Origin of the sequence: Neobacillus niacini NBRC 15566 (assembly GCF_001591505.1) — a bacterium.
Taxonomy (GTDB): Bacteria; Bacillota; Bacilli; order Bacillales; family Cytobacillaceae; genus Neobacillus; species Neobacillus niacini.
In genome coordinates, this window is sequence record NZ_BCVA01000033.1 from 1 (window position 1) to 17,143 (window position 17,143).

The 17,143-nt window shown below is 38.3% G+C and carries 18 protein-coding genes; 2 read left to right on the top strand and 16 right to left on the bottom strand.

All coding sequences use genetic code 11. The features are described 5' to 3' along the window. The first annotated feature begins 281 nt into the window (after positions 1-281). Positions 282-428: a hypothetical protein gene (locus BANA01_RS29625; RefSeq protein WP_157411840.1), complete on the top strand. Its 147-nt coding sequence runs from the start codon at positions 282-284 to the stop codon at positions 426-428. A 48-nt stretch (positions 429-476) separates the two neighbouring features. On the opposite strand, the gene BANA01_RS20120 is transcribed toward BANA01_RS29625, so the two are convergent. The 6 genes from BANA01_RS20120 to BANA01_RS20145 all read right to left on the bottom strand — a co-directional run bounded on the left by BANA01_RS20120 (position 477) and on the right by BANA01_RS20145 (position 5,419). After that, positions 477-1,250, bottom strand: a complete 774-nt coding sequence (locus BANA01_RS20120) for a class I SAM-dependent methyltransferase (protein WP_034673460.1) — start codon at positions 1,248-1,250, stop codon at positions 477-479. Between the two features lie 93 nt (positions 1,251-1,343). Beyond that, positions 1,344-2,099, bottom strand: a complete 756-nt coding sequence (locus BANA01_RS20125) for an exodeoxyribonuclease III (protein WP_034673462.1) — start codon at positions 2,097-2,099, stop codon at positions 1,344-1,346. A gap of 327 nt (positions 2,100-2,426) precedes the next feature. After that, positions 2,427-3,212 (bottom strand): divergent polysaccharide deacetylase family protein, encoded by a 786-nt coding sequence (locus BANA01_RS20130; protein ID WP_063254424.1) that lies wholly within the window; start codon positions 3,210-3,212, stop codon positions 2,427-2,429. A gap of 106 nt (positions 3,213-3,318) precedes the next feature. After that, positions 3,319-3,756 (bottom strand): peptidylprolyl isomerase, encoded by a 438-nt coding sequence (locus BANA01_RS20135; RefSeq protein ID WP_034673452.1) that lies wholly within the window; start codon positions 3,754-3,756, stop codon positions 3,319-3,321. A 222-nt stretch (positions 3,757-3,978) separates the two neighbouring features. Continuing rightward, a complete protein-coding gene (locus tag BANA01_RS20140; protein ID WP_235847188.1) occupies positions 3,979-4,428 on the bottom strand; it encodes a CBO0543 family protein in 450 nt (149 codons plus the stop codon). After that, positions 4,355-5,419, bottom strand: a complete 1,065-nt coding sequence (locus BANA01_RS20145; protein WP_052106291.1) for a DUF2515 domain-containing protein — start codon at positions 5,417-5,419, stop codon at positions 4,355-4,357. Before BANA01_RS20145 ends, BANA01_RS20140 begins: the two co-directional genes overlap by 74 nt. Before the next feature lie 153 nt (positions 5,420-5,572). Between BANA01_RS20145 and shc the strand changes: the two genes are divergently transcribed. Next, entirely contained in the window at positions 5,573-7,438 is a 1,866-nt protein-coding gene (shc, locus tag BANA01_RS20150; protein WP_034673474.1) for a squalene--hopene cyclase, read from the top strand. A gap of 762 nt (positions 7,439-8,200) precedes the next feature. Here shc and mug read toward each other — a convergent pair. The 10 genes from mug to BANA01_RS20190 form a co-directional block, all read right to left on the bottom strand. Further along, positions 8,201-8,710, bottom strand: coding sequence for a G/U mismatch-specific DNA glycosylase (mug, locus tag BANA01_RS20155; RefSeq protein WP_034673456.1), 510 nt, complete (start codon positions 8,708-8,710; stop codon positions 8,201-8,203). A 40-nt stretch (positions 8,711-8,750) separates the two neighbouring features. Further along, positions 8,751-9,329, bottom strand: a complete 579-nt coding sequence (locus BANA01_RS20160; RefSeq protein ID WP_034673458.1) for a YitT family protein — start codon at positions 9,327-9,329, stop codon at positions 8,751-8,753. 95 nt (positions 9,330-9,424) lie between these two features. Then, on the bottom strand, positions 9,425-9,826 hold the full coding sequence (locus BANA01_RS30435; protein ID WP_268875101.1) for a Na+/H+ antiporter NhaC family protein: 402 nt from the start codon (positions 9,824-9,826) through the stop codon (positions 9,425-9,427). Between the two features lie 9 nt (positions 9,827-9,835). Beyond that, the gene (locus tag BANA01_RS20165) at positions 9,836-10,738 is read right to left on the bottom strand and encodes a Na+/H+ antiporter NhaC family protein (protein ID WP_235847190.1); all 903 of its coding nucleotides are present in this window, start codon (positions 10,736-10,738) and stop codon (positions 9,836-9,838) included. A gap of 192 nt (positions 10,739-10,930) precedes the next feature. After that, the gene (mgrA, locus tag BANA01_RS20170; RefSeq protein WP_063254425.1) at positions 10,931-11,923 is read right to left on the bottom strand and encodes an L-glyceraldehyde 3-phosphate reductase; all 993 of its coding nucleotides are present in this window, start codon (positions 11,921-11,923) and stop codon (positions 10,931-10,933) included. 98 nt (positions 11,924-12,021) lie between these two features. Continuing rightward, positions 12,022-13,896: a ribosomal protection-like ABC-F family protein gene (abc-f, locus tag BANA01_RS20175; protein WP_063254426.1), complete on the bottom strand. Its 1,875-nt coding sequence runs from the start codon at positions 13,894-13,896 to the stop codon at positions 12,022-12,024. A 146-nt stretch (positions 13,897-14,042) separates the two neighbouring features. Further along, positions 14,043-14,177, bottom strand: coding sequence for an RAxF-45 family protein (locus tag BANA01_RS30785; RefSeq protein WP_369689650.1), 135 nt, complete (start codon positions 14,175-14,177; stop codon positions 14,043-14,045). Between the two features lie 120 nt (positions 14,178-14,297). Continuing rightward, positions 14,298-14,711, bottom strand: coding sequence for a hypothetical protein (locus BANA01_RS20180; RefSeq protein ID WP_063254427.1), 414 nt, complete (start codon positions 14,709-14,711; stop codon positions 14,298-14,300). Between the two features lie 23 nt (positions 14,712-14,734). Continuing rightward, positions 14,735-15,628 carry a peptidylprolyl isomerase gene (locus tag BANA01_RS20185; RefSeq protein ID WP_063254428.1) on the bottom strand — a complete coding sequence of 298 codons (894 nt, stop codon included), beginning with the start codon at positions 15,626-15,628 and terminating at the stop codon, positions 14,735-14,737. Positions 15,629-15,649: 21 nt separating this feature from the next. Next, positions 15,650-17,062: a S1C family serine protease gene (locus BANA01_RS20190; RefSeq protein WP_082799610.1), complete on the bottom strand. Its 1,413-nt coding sequence runs from the start codon at positions 17,060-17,062 to the stop codon at positions 15,650-15,652. Positions 17,063-17,143 lie beyond the last annotated feature (81 nt).

Genomic DNA, 17,143 nt, shown 5'->3' on the forward strand with positions numbered 1-17,143 from the left:
GTAATATTGCCTTCTAAAAGGCTAACTAGAAAACTAAGTTGCTAACTTTGCTGCGTCGTATCAGCGACATTGATAATCTTACAACGATTCACGACAAAAATCAACACTAAATTTTAATTTTTTTTAAGCGAAAAGTAATACAGACATTATTCCACAATATTATCATTCTCAACCTACTCTTTGAAGAAGTTGTGTCGAGAAGAAAAAAAATGGTTTAGAACGTTTTTATTGGGTAAAAATACAATATAATTTCATTCATAAAAAAAGGAGATGATGTAACCTTGAGTTACAAACAGAAGAAAGACATCGATAAAATGACCGTAAAGCAGGTGGAACCAGAAGAAAACATAACCATTAATGAGAAATCTCCTGAATTTGATGTAATCGGAACTGCCCTAAATGACCTCCACAGTCCTTTTGAATTCTAAAAAACCCAGTGTATCAAAGAGACTGTTCTCTTTAATACACTGGGTTTTTTACTTACGCTTTAACGCCTTTAAAATAATTGCTTCCCCAATAAATGATATAATTTTTTCATCCTGAATGATTATTCTAAATTTATCTTTAATCTTGCTAGAAGATTCAAGAATAAACTTGGTTAAATTATTTTTTTCAAGTTCTGAAAGCTTCATATTTGCACACCACGATTCAAATCGAAACGTCTTCTCAAACCTGTGCCATTCAAAAACTTCCAAACCACTTTCCTCAAGTTTTTGAATCCATTCTGACTTTTTCCAAGCACGAAAATGACTATAATCCCGTATTTTCTCGATTGTATTGTAAAATGCGTCGTATTCCTTAGACTCAGGTGTAACATTATCATCCAATAAAAATTGTCCGCCTGGTTTTAATACTCGATATACTTCCTTTATGAATAAATCAACATTAGGAAAATGATGTGGTGCAATTCTGCAGGTAACGATATCAAACGATTCATCTGTAAGAGGGAGCTGTTCCGCATCCCCTTGAATAAATTCCACATTTCGATGACCGTTTTTATAAATAAAATTCTTAGCTGCTGCCAACATTTCTGCTGTCAGATCAACTGCTGTCACTTTTTTAACGAATGGCGCGAATGCATTTGCTGTATGCCCACCACCTGTCGCAATATCAAGCAGTACTTCCTGTCCATTGACATCTGCCATTTTTACCATCATCAATAAGTCTTTTCCATCCTTATGAATCGGACTTGAAACGTACGAAGCAGCATTGTTTCCAAATTGCTGTTGAACGTCTTTTTTAATATCCATCTGTATCACCTCTTACTTCTAATTTATTTTATAAAGCTAATAAAAGAAATTATGAGGTTTTTATGAATTCCCATAAGAAAAACTTATACAGAGTTACATTTCAAATTCAAGTACAACCGGACAATGATCACTTCCCATAACTTCACAATGAATATCTGCAGTAAGTAATGAGTCACGAAGTTTTTCTGAAACAATAAAATAATCAATTCGCCAGCCAATATTCCGCTCACGAACCTTAGCCATGTATGACCACCATGTATAGGCTCCTTCTTTTTCCGGATAAAAGTAGCGGTAGCTATCAAGGAACCCAGATTCCAGCAGTGTAGTCATTTTTCCTCGTTCCTCCACTGTAAAACCCGAGTTACCTAAGTTAGATTTTGGATTTTTCAAGTCCATTTCGCGATGCGCCACATTTAAATCCCCACAAAGAACAACTGGCTTAACTCGGTCTAGGTCTATCAGATGGGAGATAATTCGATCTTCCCATTCTAATCTGTATCCTAGTCTCGCCAAATCTCTTTGCGAATTTGGCGTGTAAACATTCACTAGATAAAACTTTTCAAATTCTAACGTTAGAATTCGTCCCTCATCTTGCGAAGCTTCATCCCCTAAACCATATCGAACAGATATTGGTTCAACTTTTGTGAAAACTGCTGTGCCTGAATACCCCTTTTTCACCGCGTAGTTCCAGTATTGATGGTATCCTTCAAGTTCAAGATTGATTTGACCTTCCTGTAATTTTGTCTCCTGCACACAAAAAATATCTGCATTTACTTCTTTAAAGTAATCTAAAAAACCTTTATTTACACAAGCCCTAAGCCCATTTACATTCCAAGATACTAATTTCATAGTTAAATCCCTTCCCAAGTTCATTACTTTTCAGGAGAAATTGTATCAGCTTTAGAGAGTGATGAAAAGCATTGTGAATTGAGGTATTCATTTTCTCATTTCGAAAGCAACATTAAATTTATAAAAGTTATTTTCTTCAGTTAGATGGATTAAATAAAACGGAAATGAGAATTTGCGTAAAAATTGACGGGCAAGAAAACAACGATATATTTAGTGAAATCAAAGATCAAGGAATCAAAATCATTCAAAATATTTACAATAACATTATTAAAAAATTCAAATATAAGGCTCTACGAAAAATGGCTTGGAAAAAATCCAAGCCATTTCTTATGGAACAAAATATTGTTCAGTTAGTTTTGTTGAAAATAATTGAGAGGCTGGTACAATTTTAATATTTCTCTTTTCAAATTCCTCCATGGATTGAAAAACACCTACAGAACATACTTTACCCGTTACCCCAACATGACCTATCGCAATCCCCTTACCAGTGTATTCCGTTATTTTAGCCAACCTGTTCATCTGTTTTCTGACGTGGCTTGAAGATGATATATCATCCAGGAAAACATCTCTTTTTAAAAGCGGAACATTCATTTCCTCTGCTACTTTAGGAAATTGGGATTTAGGGCTTGTTCCACTATCGATAATATATAACTTCTTTTCCTTCGCTACTTCGACAATCGCTCTAACGATCTCCTCATTCTCTACTGCTCTAGAGCCCATATGATTATTCATTCCTACTGCATAAGGAACGGATTTTAACGCTTCCTTAACCCTCTTTTTCACCTCTTTTGGTGAAAGATCTACTGTAATTGGTTTAGGTCCCAACCAAGAGCGTTTTCCTTTCTTCGGCTCCATCGGTAAATGGACGATTACCTCTATACCATTTTCATGTGCCCACTCCGCGTGTTTCTTAGAATTCTCAGTAAAGGGCATAACAGCGGCAGTGATCGGGATATCCCCTTCAAGAAAATCTTTCACACCACCTGTTCCACCGCCGAAATCGTCAATAATAATGGCTGCCTTAAGCTGATTTTCTCTATTTTTTTCAGCTAATGCCGGATTTTGCATAGAAAGCAAAAGAAATGGAATGAGACACAGCGCAAATCTTTTCATAAGAACCTCCATGTGAATGTTTTATGTTTTACGTTAATTTGCCCTGTGGTAATGGAATCATTCCAACAAAAAAGGACCTTATCAAAAGGCCCTTCTAGCTTGCATTCTATTCGTCGTATACTTCCACTTTTTCCATGATGTCACCATTTCTCATGGCTTTCGCTGCTTCAAGACCAGAAGTCACTTTACCGAAAACAGTATGCACACCGTTTAGGTGCGGCTGAGACTCATGAACGATAAAGAATTGGCTGCCGCCTGTATCTTTACCAGCGTGTGCCATTGAAAGAGCACCTGGAACATGTGTGTGTGGATTGCCTTGTGTTTCACATTTAATGGTATAACCAGGGCCACCTGTTCCACGGCCTTCAGGGCAACCTCCTTGGCTTACGAATCCTGGAATTACACGGTGAAACGTTAACCCATTGTAAAAGCCGCTAGTTGCTAACTTTTCAAAGTTTGCAACTGTACCAGGTGCCTCGTTTGGATATAATTCAAACTCAATTTTTTCACCGTTTTGCATTTGTATGTGTCCTTTTTTTGCCACAATGAACATCTCCTTTATGTAAAAAAATTCATTTTCATCATACACTTTCCAACGCAGAAAAGAAAGTTTCATGGTTTAATTTTAAAAATTTGTGGTATTATAACAGTACCCCTTCCGAACATTCGCTTGTTGCGGGACACTTAACCACTGTACGGACGGAAGGGGTACGTAGTGTCGTTGGTAGCGGCATTGCAGAAAGCCAAGACTCCGGTCTTGGCTTTTTTACTGTTCTTTATTTGTTAATTGATAAAATAAAAAAATAAATGAGAAAAACATGAAGTACCCATAGAAACTATATATATGTCTCCACTCACTAGAGTGCTCAAAAAGGCCAAATAGTTCAGAAAACCTTTCAAATATCGGTATTAATAAGCTGAGGAATAATATAATTCCCACTTTCCCCCATTTATTAACCTCTTTCATTTTCATAACAAAAGCTAGGACAAGAATCGGCAGTCCGACAAATGTAAAAGCAATATTAAATGAAAATACTTCAGGAAACGGCCGAATCGGGAACATGTACAAATTCTTCCCAACGAAGTAGATATCCAAGCTAGTACCCAGCAAGATGGACAAAACTAATACAGGAGCATATTCTTTAATCAAAAATGGTAATGACTTTTTTTGCCAAGGCGGCAAGTTCAAGCCTTTCGAGCGTTTTACAGTATTCATATTCAATCTCCCCATTGATTTGTGGTTCATTGAGTTCCGAGAGATAGTCGGCTACTTGCCAATCATGAAACCATTCTCCCTTTTCCGCTTCTTGGTGATGAACATTTTTCCAGACGTGCGTTAACTCTGGACTATAAATTTTTTTAGCTCCCCACCGCAGCTTGCATGCATTTAAACGAAGCTGATAGGGAATCCCGGGAATTCCTTCGTTGACATTATTAAAGATATGCGGCCAGTAATCTTTTCTAGACCCAGTATGGCGGTATGTTTTCGCCCATTGTACAAATTGATTTAATAATTCCTTTTTTTGAAAAAGCACAGCAAACAGTCTTTTGCCTATTAAAATACGCTCATGTAACGATTCAAACTGGTGAACCGTTTGACCAGCTAGATTCTTTTTACGATAGGGAAACAAAATATGATTAAAAGAAAGGTAGTCCTGCAATTTAAACTCTAAGGTGTTTAGTACATCTTTTTGATAGATGGGATTCTGAATAACCCTTTTTTCTAAATAATTCTGTTCATTGATAACGAGACCCATTGTTAGAATGTACGAGTCCGACTTCCTCCAAAAGTAATTCCAAACAGTCTCCATGAAGGTAGATATGTTTAAATAGTGTAAAAGATAAAATAGCGGTTTATTTCTTTTTAAGCTTTCGCTGTAGAGTAAAAATTGTGGATACGCATCTTGAAAAATCAGCCAATTGCTTCGTTCTAAAAACGTAAAATAGGCATTCCTTTCTTTATTTGTAAGTATACGTGTGAGAAATTCACCCTTTAAATCAGTCATATTCCAGCCGCCATTTCTAGAGACCATATGTCCTAAGAATGCCCAATGGATTTCTGGATGTTTTTGATAAAAGTCAAAATAGGCCATAGTCCTTGTGACATTATTCTGGTTCAAAGCACTTGTATCTTTTCTTATCCTTTCTAGCAGACTTTGCTCCTCACTCGTTAATTTATGATTGTCATGGTCGGCAGGCTGTTTCATTTTTGCCTTTAGTTCATCCTTAATGATATCGATTGGCGATTTTTCCCGGCTTCTGATAAATAAAATAACGATAACCCCCCTTGAGAATTCTCTTTCTACTTCCTGAATATGTATAGATGAGAATATTCAATTGGGAGAGGACTGAATGTGACGATGACCGATACTAGTAAAGGCATTGACTGGCTGATTAAAACACTTAGAAGTGATCAGTCTCCCGATGGCTCCTGGGATTATCCATTTGAAACAGGATTATCGACAGATGCCTATATGATCATTTTATTACGGACATTAGAAATAAATGATGAGGAATTAATAAAGGAACTAGCTGAGAGGATTGTGAGCAGACAAGATACAAATGGCTCATGGAAACTCTTTTATGATGAACGGGAAGGGAATCTTACGGCTACGGTGGAATCTTATTACGCCCTTTTATACTCCGGCTATTATGACAAAAAGGATAAACGCCTTCAGAATGCGAAAAAATTTATTTTATCTAAGGGCGGGATTGAAAAGGTTAGTATGTTCACAAAAGTGATGCTAGCCTTAACAGGGCAATTAGAATGGCCTTCCTTCTCCCATCTGCCGGTTGAAATTATTTTATTACCACTCTCATTTCCAATTAATTTCTATTCTTTTTCGGTATACGGCAGGGCAAACTTTACCCCTATGATGGTTCTTGCTGATAAGAAACTATCGATAAAGACAGATAAGAGTCCTGACCTCTCGGATTTACTGGACGGCAGGCTGGATTCTGGATCGTGGATTCGTTCAGAGGAAATGCGTTCTCTCTTTTCTTTTATCGGAGATGGGGTTAAGAATCTAATCGGACTACCCCAGCAACTTCATAAATTGGCCATACAGCGTGCGAAGAAATATATGCTCGATCATATTGAAGATGATGGCACGTTTTACAGCTACTACAGTTCTACTTTTTTAATGATCTTTGCCCTGCTCTCGTTAGGATATAAGAAAAGCGATCCTATTATCCTGAAAGCCATTGAAGGGATTAAATCAATGAAATGTGTGATTGACGGCCACCCACATTTGCAATATACAACAGCAGATGTTTGGAATACCTCGTTAATTGGTTATGTACTACAAGAGGCTGGGATTTCACCTGCAGATCCTATGGTTGGTGCTGCCAATCAATACTTACTGAAAAGGCAGCATACGAAATTCGGGGATTGGGTAATCCATAATCCTGCTAGTTTACCAGGGGGCTGGGGTTTCTCTGATATTAATACCATCAATCCTGATGTGGATGATACCACTGCCTCATTAAGGTCGATTTCCAGGATGGGGTCTGGTCATCATGATGCCTGGAGTCGAGGAATTAACTGGCTGTTATCCATGCAGAATGACGACGGCGGCTGGGCAGCTTTTGAAAAAAATACAGATACCAAGCTGTTCGAATTCCTGCCGATTGAGAAGGCAGAGTTCATTCTCACAGATCCATCATGTGCAGATATTACAGGACGTACCCTTGAATTCTTTGGTAACTATACGAATTTATCAAAAGATCATTCTAGTATTAAAAAGGGGGTAAAATGGCTGTTGAATCATCAAGAAGGTGATGGTTCTTGGTATGGGAGATGGGGGATTTGTTATATTTATGGTACATGGGGTGCGGTAACTGGTTTATCAGCTGTTGGGATACCTGGAAGTGATGAGAGTATTCAAAAAGCCGTAGATTGGCTTTATAGAATTCAAAACAGTGATGGGGGTTGGGGCGAATCTTGTTATAGCGATAATAAAAGAACTTATGTGTCGCTCGGGGCTAGTACTTTAATCCATACAGCGTGGGCATTGGATGCCTTAATCAGCGTTTCCGACAAACCAACGCTGGCGATCCGCAAAGGTATCTCATACTTATTAGAGAATTTGCAGAAAGAGGATTGGACTACTGCTTACCCCAAAGGACAAGGAATGGCCGGTGCTTTTTATATACACTATCATAGCTATCGTTATATCTTTCCATTATTGGCTTTGGCCCACTATCGTAAAAAGTTCGAAACGTAACACGATGGATAGTTGGTGAATTATTTCTTCAGTATCAAGTTGAGTTTCTAATCGCCTTTTTCATTCAAAACCTTCCTACCTGCCAAAATAGGTCCCTTACCTGCGAATTCTGTTCACTTACCTGCATAAATTCCTTTTTACCTGCATATTCGATTTGTTTATCTGCCTAATTAATTCCTAGCCCAAATTGAATGTGAACAAGCAGACTACTGCCCGGCACAGGTATCTAATTTTCCTTTATATAGAAAATTAGATACCAAATTTGTTGTTTGAGTCCTAATCATGGTGACTTTTTTCAATGAACTTTCTCATTCAAAATCTTCCTACATGCCAAAATGTGTCCCTTACCTGCGAATTCTGTTCACTTACCTGCATAAATTCCTTTTTACCTGCATATTCCTTTTATTTATCTGCCTAATTAATTCCTCCACCCAACTTGAAGGTAAAAACGCCAGACTACTGCCCGGCACAGTTATCCAATTTTCCCATATTTGGAAAATTGGATATCATATTTGTTTGAGTCCTAATCCTGGTGACTTTTTTTCAATGACCTTTTTCATTCAAGATCTTCCTACCTGCCAAAATGTGTTCCTTACCTGCGAATTCTGTTCACTTACCTGCATAAATTCCTTTTTACCTGCATATTTCTCTTGTTTATCTGCCTAATTAATTCCACTTCCCAAATTGAAGGTAAAAAATGCCAGGCGGCTGATTGGCTCTGTATTAATTTTCTAAATATGGTCATTACACATTTTCACATGGTCAGGAATTAATAATTTCACCAAGTCCCTTATAAATCTCTACGATTTCTTCCACCTTCATCCTCACAAGTCCGCTGGAAGATGGGGCAACAAAGTCAATCGTACCTGGTACGACTGATTCCTCTTGCCTTCCCCATGGAACATTTTTTAAGCCGCTATATTCCTGATATACTCCCTTACCTACAAAACAAACTACCAGAGGCTTAAACTTCTCGATTTTTTTCCTGAGAATATCTTTTCCTTCTTTGTATTCTTCCCTTGTAATCTCATCCGCCGCTTTCGTGGGCCTTGCTACAATATTGGTTAGCCCCATCCCCAGATTTAACAGCTTGGCATCTTCTGCAGGCAGGTACTTTCGAGGAGTTAATCCTGCTTCGTGTAAGATTTTCCAAAACCGGTTATTGGGATTGGCAAAATGATGTCCTGTTTCGCTAGAACGGATACTGGGATTGAAACCGACAAATAGAATGTTTAATTCCTCTTTTATATGATCATTTACTGGCTTTAACATGTTAACCTCGCACACTTTTTTCTTCTATATTACTAAACCGTCAGCTTTTTTCATAATACTTCCACGAGGTAATGACCGTTGCTAATAAACCTACGATCGATATAATCAACAACGAATATAGTAATCTAGGCTCTTGTAGAATAAATAGGCTTGATATAATAATCACTGTATCAATGGCAAAAGCAATGATCCCCACATTAATCTTTGTCCACTTTGCGAGCAGCAGTGCAAGCAGATCCATTCCTCCTGGACTAATGTGGTTCCTGAGCATTGTTCCTACTCCAATACCAATGATTGTACCTCCGATAATGACAGAGCTAATAATCGGTAAATGAAATGCATTCCTTAAAGGAACCAAGAATTCAATCATGAAACCGGAAAAAAAAGCTCCAATCAGGCCGTATAAAAAATAATTAAAATCAGATTTATAGGCATATAGGTAAACAGGAATATTTAATAACACAAAGGTTAATCCAATGCTAAAATGCCATAGGTAATTAAACACAATACTTATCCCAAACATCCCCCCATTGATTAGATTGAAGGGCAGTATAAATCCGTTTACCCCGATTCCGATCAGCGTACTTCCAAACCCGATCACAGCTAATTTTTTCAGCATGATTCTCATCCCTTGTCCAAAAATCTATATATCCACTTATATGTTTGAACAAGGGAGTTCATCACAACAAAAAACGGAGTTTACACTCCGTTTTGTTAAGCAGCCGCTGTTCTTTTTGATTTTTGGACATGTTTGAACAATGAAACGATCAGCGTTATTAGTGGTAAGAACCACAAAAATAAAGCATAAGGTAAATACTCCATAATCGGAACTCCAACAATGGTACTACACATAATCGCCAGCACACTCCACGGTACCATTCCTGGGAATAACATCGTCGTATCCCCCATTACTCTTGCCAGTTCCACTTCCCCGTATTCCTTTTTCCAATGAGGCAAGAAAGATCTTCCAGTTAAAATGATCGGAAGCGTTTGATTCGCTGCAATTACACTAATTAATAAGGTGGCTGTGAAGGTTTTTAATGTATCTCCAGTTAAAGAGGTGGAACGTTGCAGCCATTTATCCAAATATGGCTGTATAACATTCAATTCCTCCACTAAGCCATTCTAGGCCCCAGCCAAAGCAAGAAACAGCAGCAGTTCATACATATTCAGGAAGCCCCCGCCTAATCCTTCAATCCCGTTCCAAAATACAAGAGCTAGTTCCGAAACAGACTCACCGTTTAGGATCGAAATGAATGCTGCACTTACTATACTCAATAAAAAAGCATATATAATGCTAAATCTAAACATGACTAAAAGCAGCAAAATCATGGGCGGAATAAACTTCAACAGTGTCAATTCACTCCACTGTAATGATACTGTGCTATTTATTTTTGTAGCAGAAAAGAAGTCTAACGCACCATAGAACAGCAAAGATAACACAACAGCCATAACCGTTGTAGGGATCATTGCATTCCATTGTCTTTTTACCGGTAATTCTAATGTATGGGCTAAAAGCTGATGAGCACTAGAAAATGGTGAAGTTCGGTCTCCTACAAACGAACCTGAAACCAATGCTCCCGCTACAACTTCGGTTGGAAGGTTTAAGACCACAGCCGTTCCCAAAATTGGAATACCAATCGCACTTAGGGTTCCCACTGTTGTACCTAAAAGCATGGAGAATACCATTGCGGTAACAAACGTTAATAGGTAAAAATAATGTGGATTAATTAGATATAGAGCAATTTTAACCATTTGGTCAATGGTTCCTGACAGATACCATGACGGAAGCAGAAAACTCACTAGTGAAAGGATAAGAATAACAATCCTAGTCTTATAAATGCCTCGAATACTAATTTGAAAAATTTGTTTAAAATATTGTTTATTTCGCTTAGATAGGTAGACAAGAATAAGATAACCGGGCAGAAATCCAATGACGAGTGGATGATGGAAAATGACAGACCAAATTACTCCTGCTATTGTTATTGTTAGGAGTAAAGTTAATTGTTTTTTTGAGAAACGATTCATTTTATACCAACCTTAAGCTTTAATACATCTAATTATAATGATTGCAGGAAAATTCGGAAAGCAAAATAAATGGAGCCTCAATTTTCGGCTCCATTGTATAAATAGGTCATATACTTTTTTGGCATCCACAGCTATTATACTGAGTAACTATCGAAAATTTGAAAGAATAATCCTTCTAATAAATAGGCAGGTTTAACTTTTTAGTATATCTTCGATTCTATTTAATTCTTCCTCTGAGAATGAAAGATTGTTTAACGCCGTAACGTTTTCTTCTATTTGACTTACCCGACTTGCCCCAATTAGAGCGGAAGTTACCCTTCCCCCCCTGAGAACCCAAGCCAGGGCCATTTGTGCTAGATTTTGGCCACGTTCGATAGCAACCTCATTTAGCTTCTTCACTCGATTTACAATTTCCTCTGTTACTTGGTCTTTACTTAGGAAGCTTACCGGTTTAGCAGCTCTAGAATCAGTTGGAATTCCGTTTACATATTTATTCGTTAACAAACCTTGAGCTAACGGGCAGAATGCAATGGAGCCAACTCCATTTTCTTGTAGGACATCCTGCAGACCATCTTCGATCCAGCGGTTTAACATAGAATAGCTTGGCTGATGAATGACTAATGGCGTTCCCAAACGATTCAAAATTTTTACCGCTTCCTCTGTTTGTTCTGCACTATAGTTTGAAATACCGACGTATAATGCTTTACCTTGGCGGACGACGGAGTCTAAAGCGCCCATTGTTTCTTCAAGCGGTGTATTCGGATCTGGACGGTGAGAATAAAAGATATCAACATAATCTAATCCCGTCCGTTTTAAGCTTTGATCTAAACTTGCAATCAGGTATTTTCTTGAACCCCAATCCCCGTATGGTCCCGGCCACATCGTATAACCAGCTTTAGAGGAAATAATCATTTCATCGCGGTAAGGTGCAAAGTCCGTTTTTATCATACGGCCAAACATCTCTTCTGCGGATCCAGGTGGTGGGCCGTAATTGTTTGCAAGGTCAAAGTGGGTAATTCCTAAATCAAATGCTCTTCTTAGCATGGCACGGCCATTCTCATATGTATCCACTCCGCCAAAATTATGCCATAGACCTAATGATATGGCAGGCAATTGTAAGCCAGACTTCCCGCTTCTATTGTATTTCATCGTACCATATCGAGATTCTTCAGCTTGATACACCATTCAACCCCCTCCTTTTCATTTCACTTACCATTATAAACGTTACGATCCAAATAAAAAATCCCCCAAGAGAGGCTTTTCTCTTGAGGGTGGGGCGTATTTTAAACTACATCATCGAGTTGTTTATATAAATGTTCTCTTTCTGCTTCCATCCGCTCTAATTCTGTGAATTGTTTTTGCAGCATTTCCAGGTCTATTCCTGTTTCCATCCTCTGCTTTAATAAGTGTATTTGAGCCTCTAACTCCTCAAGCTTTTGTTCTATATCCATAACCAGCATAGGCACTGCAGAAGTTTTTAGCTTTTCAACCTTTTTTAGTGTCGTTTTTTCAGTCACAACTGGTTGAACCACTTTTAAAGCACCTAATTTCTCCTTAGCCCAGTCATAATTCCCATCAAAGTAGAAAACGGTTCCATCCTGAAGCCAATAAATTTTATTAAATAATTTATTGAGAAAATAACGGTCATGTGACACCGCTAAAATCGTGCCATTAAATTGTTCAAGGGCTTCTTCTAAGACCTCACACGAATCAATATCAAGATGGTTCGTCGGCTCATCCAGGACCAGAAGATTTATGTCCTGATACATAAGCTGCGCTAGGCGCAATCGCATCCTTTCTCCGCCGCTTAATTGATTAACCTTTCGGAAAACAGCGGGCCCATAAAACAAAAACCGCGCTAAAATATGACGTGCTTCGCCTTCATTCACAGTTACTTCAGAACGGAAAACATCGATAACCCGATCATCCCCAATTGTATGGAAGACATGCTGAGACAAATAGCCGATTTTCACATTGCTGCCAACTTTAACTGTACCCAGGTCGCTCTCACATTCACCTAAAATCATTTTTATTAGCGTGGATTTTCCTGTTCCATTTTCACCCACAATCGCGGTTCGATCCTTATATTGAAGAAGCATATTAACCTTTTCAAAAAGCGTTCTGCCGCCAAAGCTTTTTGATACATCCTCTAATTTAATAACATCCTTCCCGCTACGATCATTGGCTTCAAAATCAATTGCCATTTTTTTCACATCAAGCTTCGGACGATCAAGCTTCTCCATGCGGTCCAGTGCCCGCTGCATATTGGTAGCCCGTTTATGAAGGGCAGCACTAGGAGGATTGGCGCGATTGGCCCACTCACGAAGGCGTTTAATCGCTTCCTTCATTTTTTTAATCTTCCGCTGTTGCTCCTGATACTCCTGGAACTCCCGTAATAACCGTTCTTCCTTCTCTTTTACAAAGCCGCTAAAGTTCGTATGGTATAGCTCAATTTCACCATCCTCCATATCCAGTACTTTTGTGACCACTTCGTCTAAAAAGTAACGGTCATGCGAAATTAAAATAATCGTTCCTGTATATTCCTTAAGGAATGTCCCGAGCCACTCGATTGCCATTAGGTCTAAATGGTTGGTCGGTTCATCAAGTAATAGAAGTTCAGGGTTCTTCAGCAAGCTTAAAGCCAAACCAACCTTTGTCTTTTCCCCGCCACTTAAAAGTGAAAAAGGTTTATCTAAGAGCTCAATAATATTTAAACCATGGGAAACTCGGTCCATCTGCGCATCCATTTCATAGCCGCCATTTAAGATAAAATCATCTTGGAGCTTTCCATATTGGTCCATGAGCATTTGCAGGTGGTTAGGGGTCAACTCTTGCCCCATTTCGACTTCTAATTTTTGTAACTTTGTTTCAGTCTCGACTAACTGATCAAATGCTGTCTTTAATACGTCCTTAACAATTAAGTCCTTATATTCAGGAATTTGGGCAAGGTAGCCAACTTTCAGCCCCTTTTTCCAATGTATAACGCCGCCGTCTACAGTTTCTTGATTGGCAAGCAGCTTTAATAAAGTTGTTTTCCCGCAGCCATTTCGCCCAACCAAGCCCACCCGATTTCCTTCGTGGACCTCAAAAGATAAATTTTCAAAAATAATATTACCGCCAAAAGATTTTGCTATATGATTAACGCTACATACGATCATGTTCTATTCTCCTTTTTTTGAACACTCTCTTCACGCAAAAAAACTGCGGCATCAATAGATACCCGCAGTTCGAAAAATCGGCATGAAAAAAGAGTGCGAAAAAGGCACTCTCTTATTACCTATTTTGCTATGGGTAAAGAGATGTGTTACCGTTCTATATTCATTTTGTAATTTTTTAAAAAGGGCAGACTACCCCCTTGGAAAACTACCTCATGAAAAATTGCACGGCACAAATATAGCGCTTCAAGCCACTGCACACGTACAAACATAGAACGAACCATCTCTTTACACCTCCGTTTCACTTCAAGATATTTCTATTGTAAATAGTTCAAGCAATGATTGCAAGCCTATTTTTTCAGACTAATCAAAAGTTTTAAAATTGAATCCTTCATGGCTCAATCTTAATGTATATACTTCTTCTTTCCACCGAACCTTCTACGATAGACAAATTTTCTAACATCATCCTCGGAAATTTTCCCATCATAGGCCGCAAACAATAATGACTGAAGTTCGCGATAATGCTCCATAACGAAAAGGGCAAACTTCTTCCGTTCACCCTTTGCCTGTTTTTTAAATTCTTCATCATTCAAAATTGCTTGAATCTGATCTTGATAAAATGCCTTCGTATCCTCCCATTTTTCCATTCGGTTCTCCAAAATATCACGAGCATACTTAGGCATTTTTTCAACAATTAAATCAATATACCCTTGAGACCACATTAGCATTTTGTCTTTCTCCGGCAGTTCCATGACCATTTTCATCAGTTCGAACTCATCTACCTCATCACTTGCTGCATATCTTCCGACCTGATTCATCCTTTTCACCTCTTCATGAACAGTTATCCAACTACACTTTCAAGGGAATTTTCGATATCATAATCCTTTTTCTTTTCTTCAAGCCAAGTAGAGTATTCCGTTTCCACTTTTTGATCAATCAAGGTTTCCTTTATTTCGGCTTTACTGTCATCAAAATTCGCTTCTTTTGCTTCCTTTTTCTCTTCAACCTTTATAATATGATACCCATAATCTGTTTTTACTGGTTCACTAATTTCATTAACTTGCATTGCAAAGGCAACATCCTCAAATTCTGTTACCATCGTACCTTTTGGGAAAAAGCCAAGCTCTCCTCCATTTTCTTTCGTCCCCTCATCGGTTGAATATTCTTTCGCCAATTTTGCGAAATCCGCTCCATCGGTCAGCTTTTGTTTAATTTCCTTCGCAGTCGCTTCATCTTCAACCAATATATGGCTTGCTTTTACTTGTTCTGCTACTCCTAATGAATCCTTATTCTCATCAAAATAAGTTTTTAATTCCTCATCAGTAATTTCTATCCGCGGTACAAGAAGTTTACGTAAGGTTAAGTAACTTTTTAAATCCTCTTTCAGTGCAGTTAACGAGGTATTATTCGATGTCAGCATCTGGTCAAATACTTCATCACCGCCATAAGATTCCTTTAATTTTTCTACTTCTGAATTCAATTCTTTATCTGTAATGGTTATCTTTTCTTTTTTTGCTTCAGCAGTAACAATCTTATCGGTGATTAATTGTTCAACCGCAGCAGCTCCATATTGCTCCACCATCACGTCGTACAACTCATCCTTACTAATAGATTCACCATTTATTTTTGCAACAGCTTTATCCTTTGATAACGCCAAACTTAGAAAGATACCTATTGCTAGAATGAGTACCACGATAATACAAGACAGTGTTTTATTTTTCTTAATAAAAGTCATTCCTTTGATTGCTCCCTCAGATTATTTCGCCAGCTTAACGTTTACAGTGGTAAGCTTCCCGTCACGATATACTTCTACCTTCACTTCATCGCCAATCTTAACATCTGAGTACAAGAATTTTCTTAAATCTGAGGCATTTGCGATTTTGTTCCCATTCATGGATACAATCACATCTTGTGCTCTTAATCCACCATTCGCTGCAGCGGAGTTAGGTTCAACAGCCGTAATCATGACACCTTCTTTCACGCTATCAGGAAGGTTCTCCCAGTATAATTGCGGCACTTCTGATAAATCAGCGAGCCCTATACCAAGATAAGGTCTCTGTACTTTTCCGTTATCAATTAATTGATTCACAATTGGAATGAGGTCATTACTTGGAATCGCAAATCCTAATCCTTCGACACCACTATCAGCAATTTTCAAGCTATTGATTCCAACGACTAAACCTTCAGGGTTAATTAACGCACCACCGCTATTTCCCGGATTGATGGCAGCGTCCGTTTGAATAACAGTAGTTTCCCAAGTCCCAGCAGAGGTAGTAACGTCAATACTCCTATTTACTGCACTGACGATACCTTGTGTTACGGTTCTTGAGAATTCCAGTCCAAGCGGGTTCCCAATCGCATACACTTCATCTCCCGGCCGAAGTGTAGATGAATCCCCAAACTGGGCAGTAGCTTCAACGTTTTTACTATCAATTTTTAATACAGCCAAATCGGTTAAAGCATCTGTTCCCACAACTTCTGCATTTACCTTTTCACCGTTATATAATGAAACTTCTAGTTTTGTGGCACCCTCGACCACGTGGTTATTGGTTACAATGTAGGCAGTGTCATTATTTTTTTGAAAAATAACACCTGAACCTGTCCCACTTTCAACATCCTGTGAGTTATTACTTCCATATAAACTTCTGCTTTGACGCTGCTGGTAATTGACAATCCCTACAATTGTTTTTGATAGGTGCTCAACAGTATCAGCAATCGATGCTGAGGATTTTGCTGAGGTAAGCTGTGCTGTTACTGTATTCACCTCAGGGTTTGTGTTCTTTACGGAGATACCAGTTGACTGACTTCCTGCATTACTAAGGTTCTCCATATAATCGGTATAAGGTAGTACCGTTAACGTTAATACCGAACCAATCACACCTGCTGCTACCATTGAGGCAAATCCTTTAATATTTCTTTTTTTCTTCTTGGCACTATTCTTAAACTCGAAACGGTTAGTAGGTTGTTCTAGTGATTCTCCTACTTCAGGTTCATCTAATCTTTTATGTTCTAACTCGTTCGTTACAAATTCTGATTTACTCTCTCCTTCTCCATTATCTTGGATTACTGTTTCATATTCTGACTTGCTATCATGACCGTATGTGGTTTCGTCCACCATATGTTCGTTTGTTTTGTCATATTCCCTTTCAAATTCGTCTTTGTAGCTCATAGTCTTTCTTCTCCTTTACACTTGAAATTTGTGTAATTTGTTATTATATCTATACTTTAGCCCACAAATATGAAAAAACTG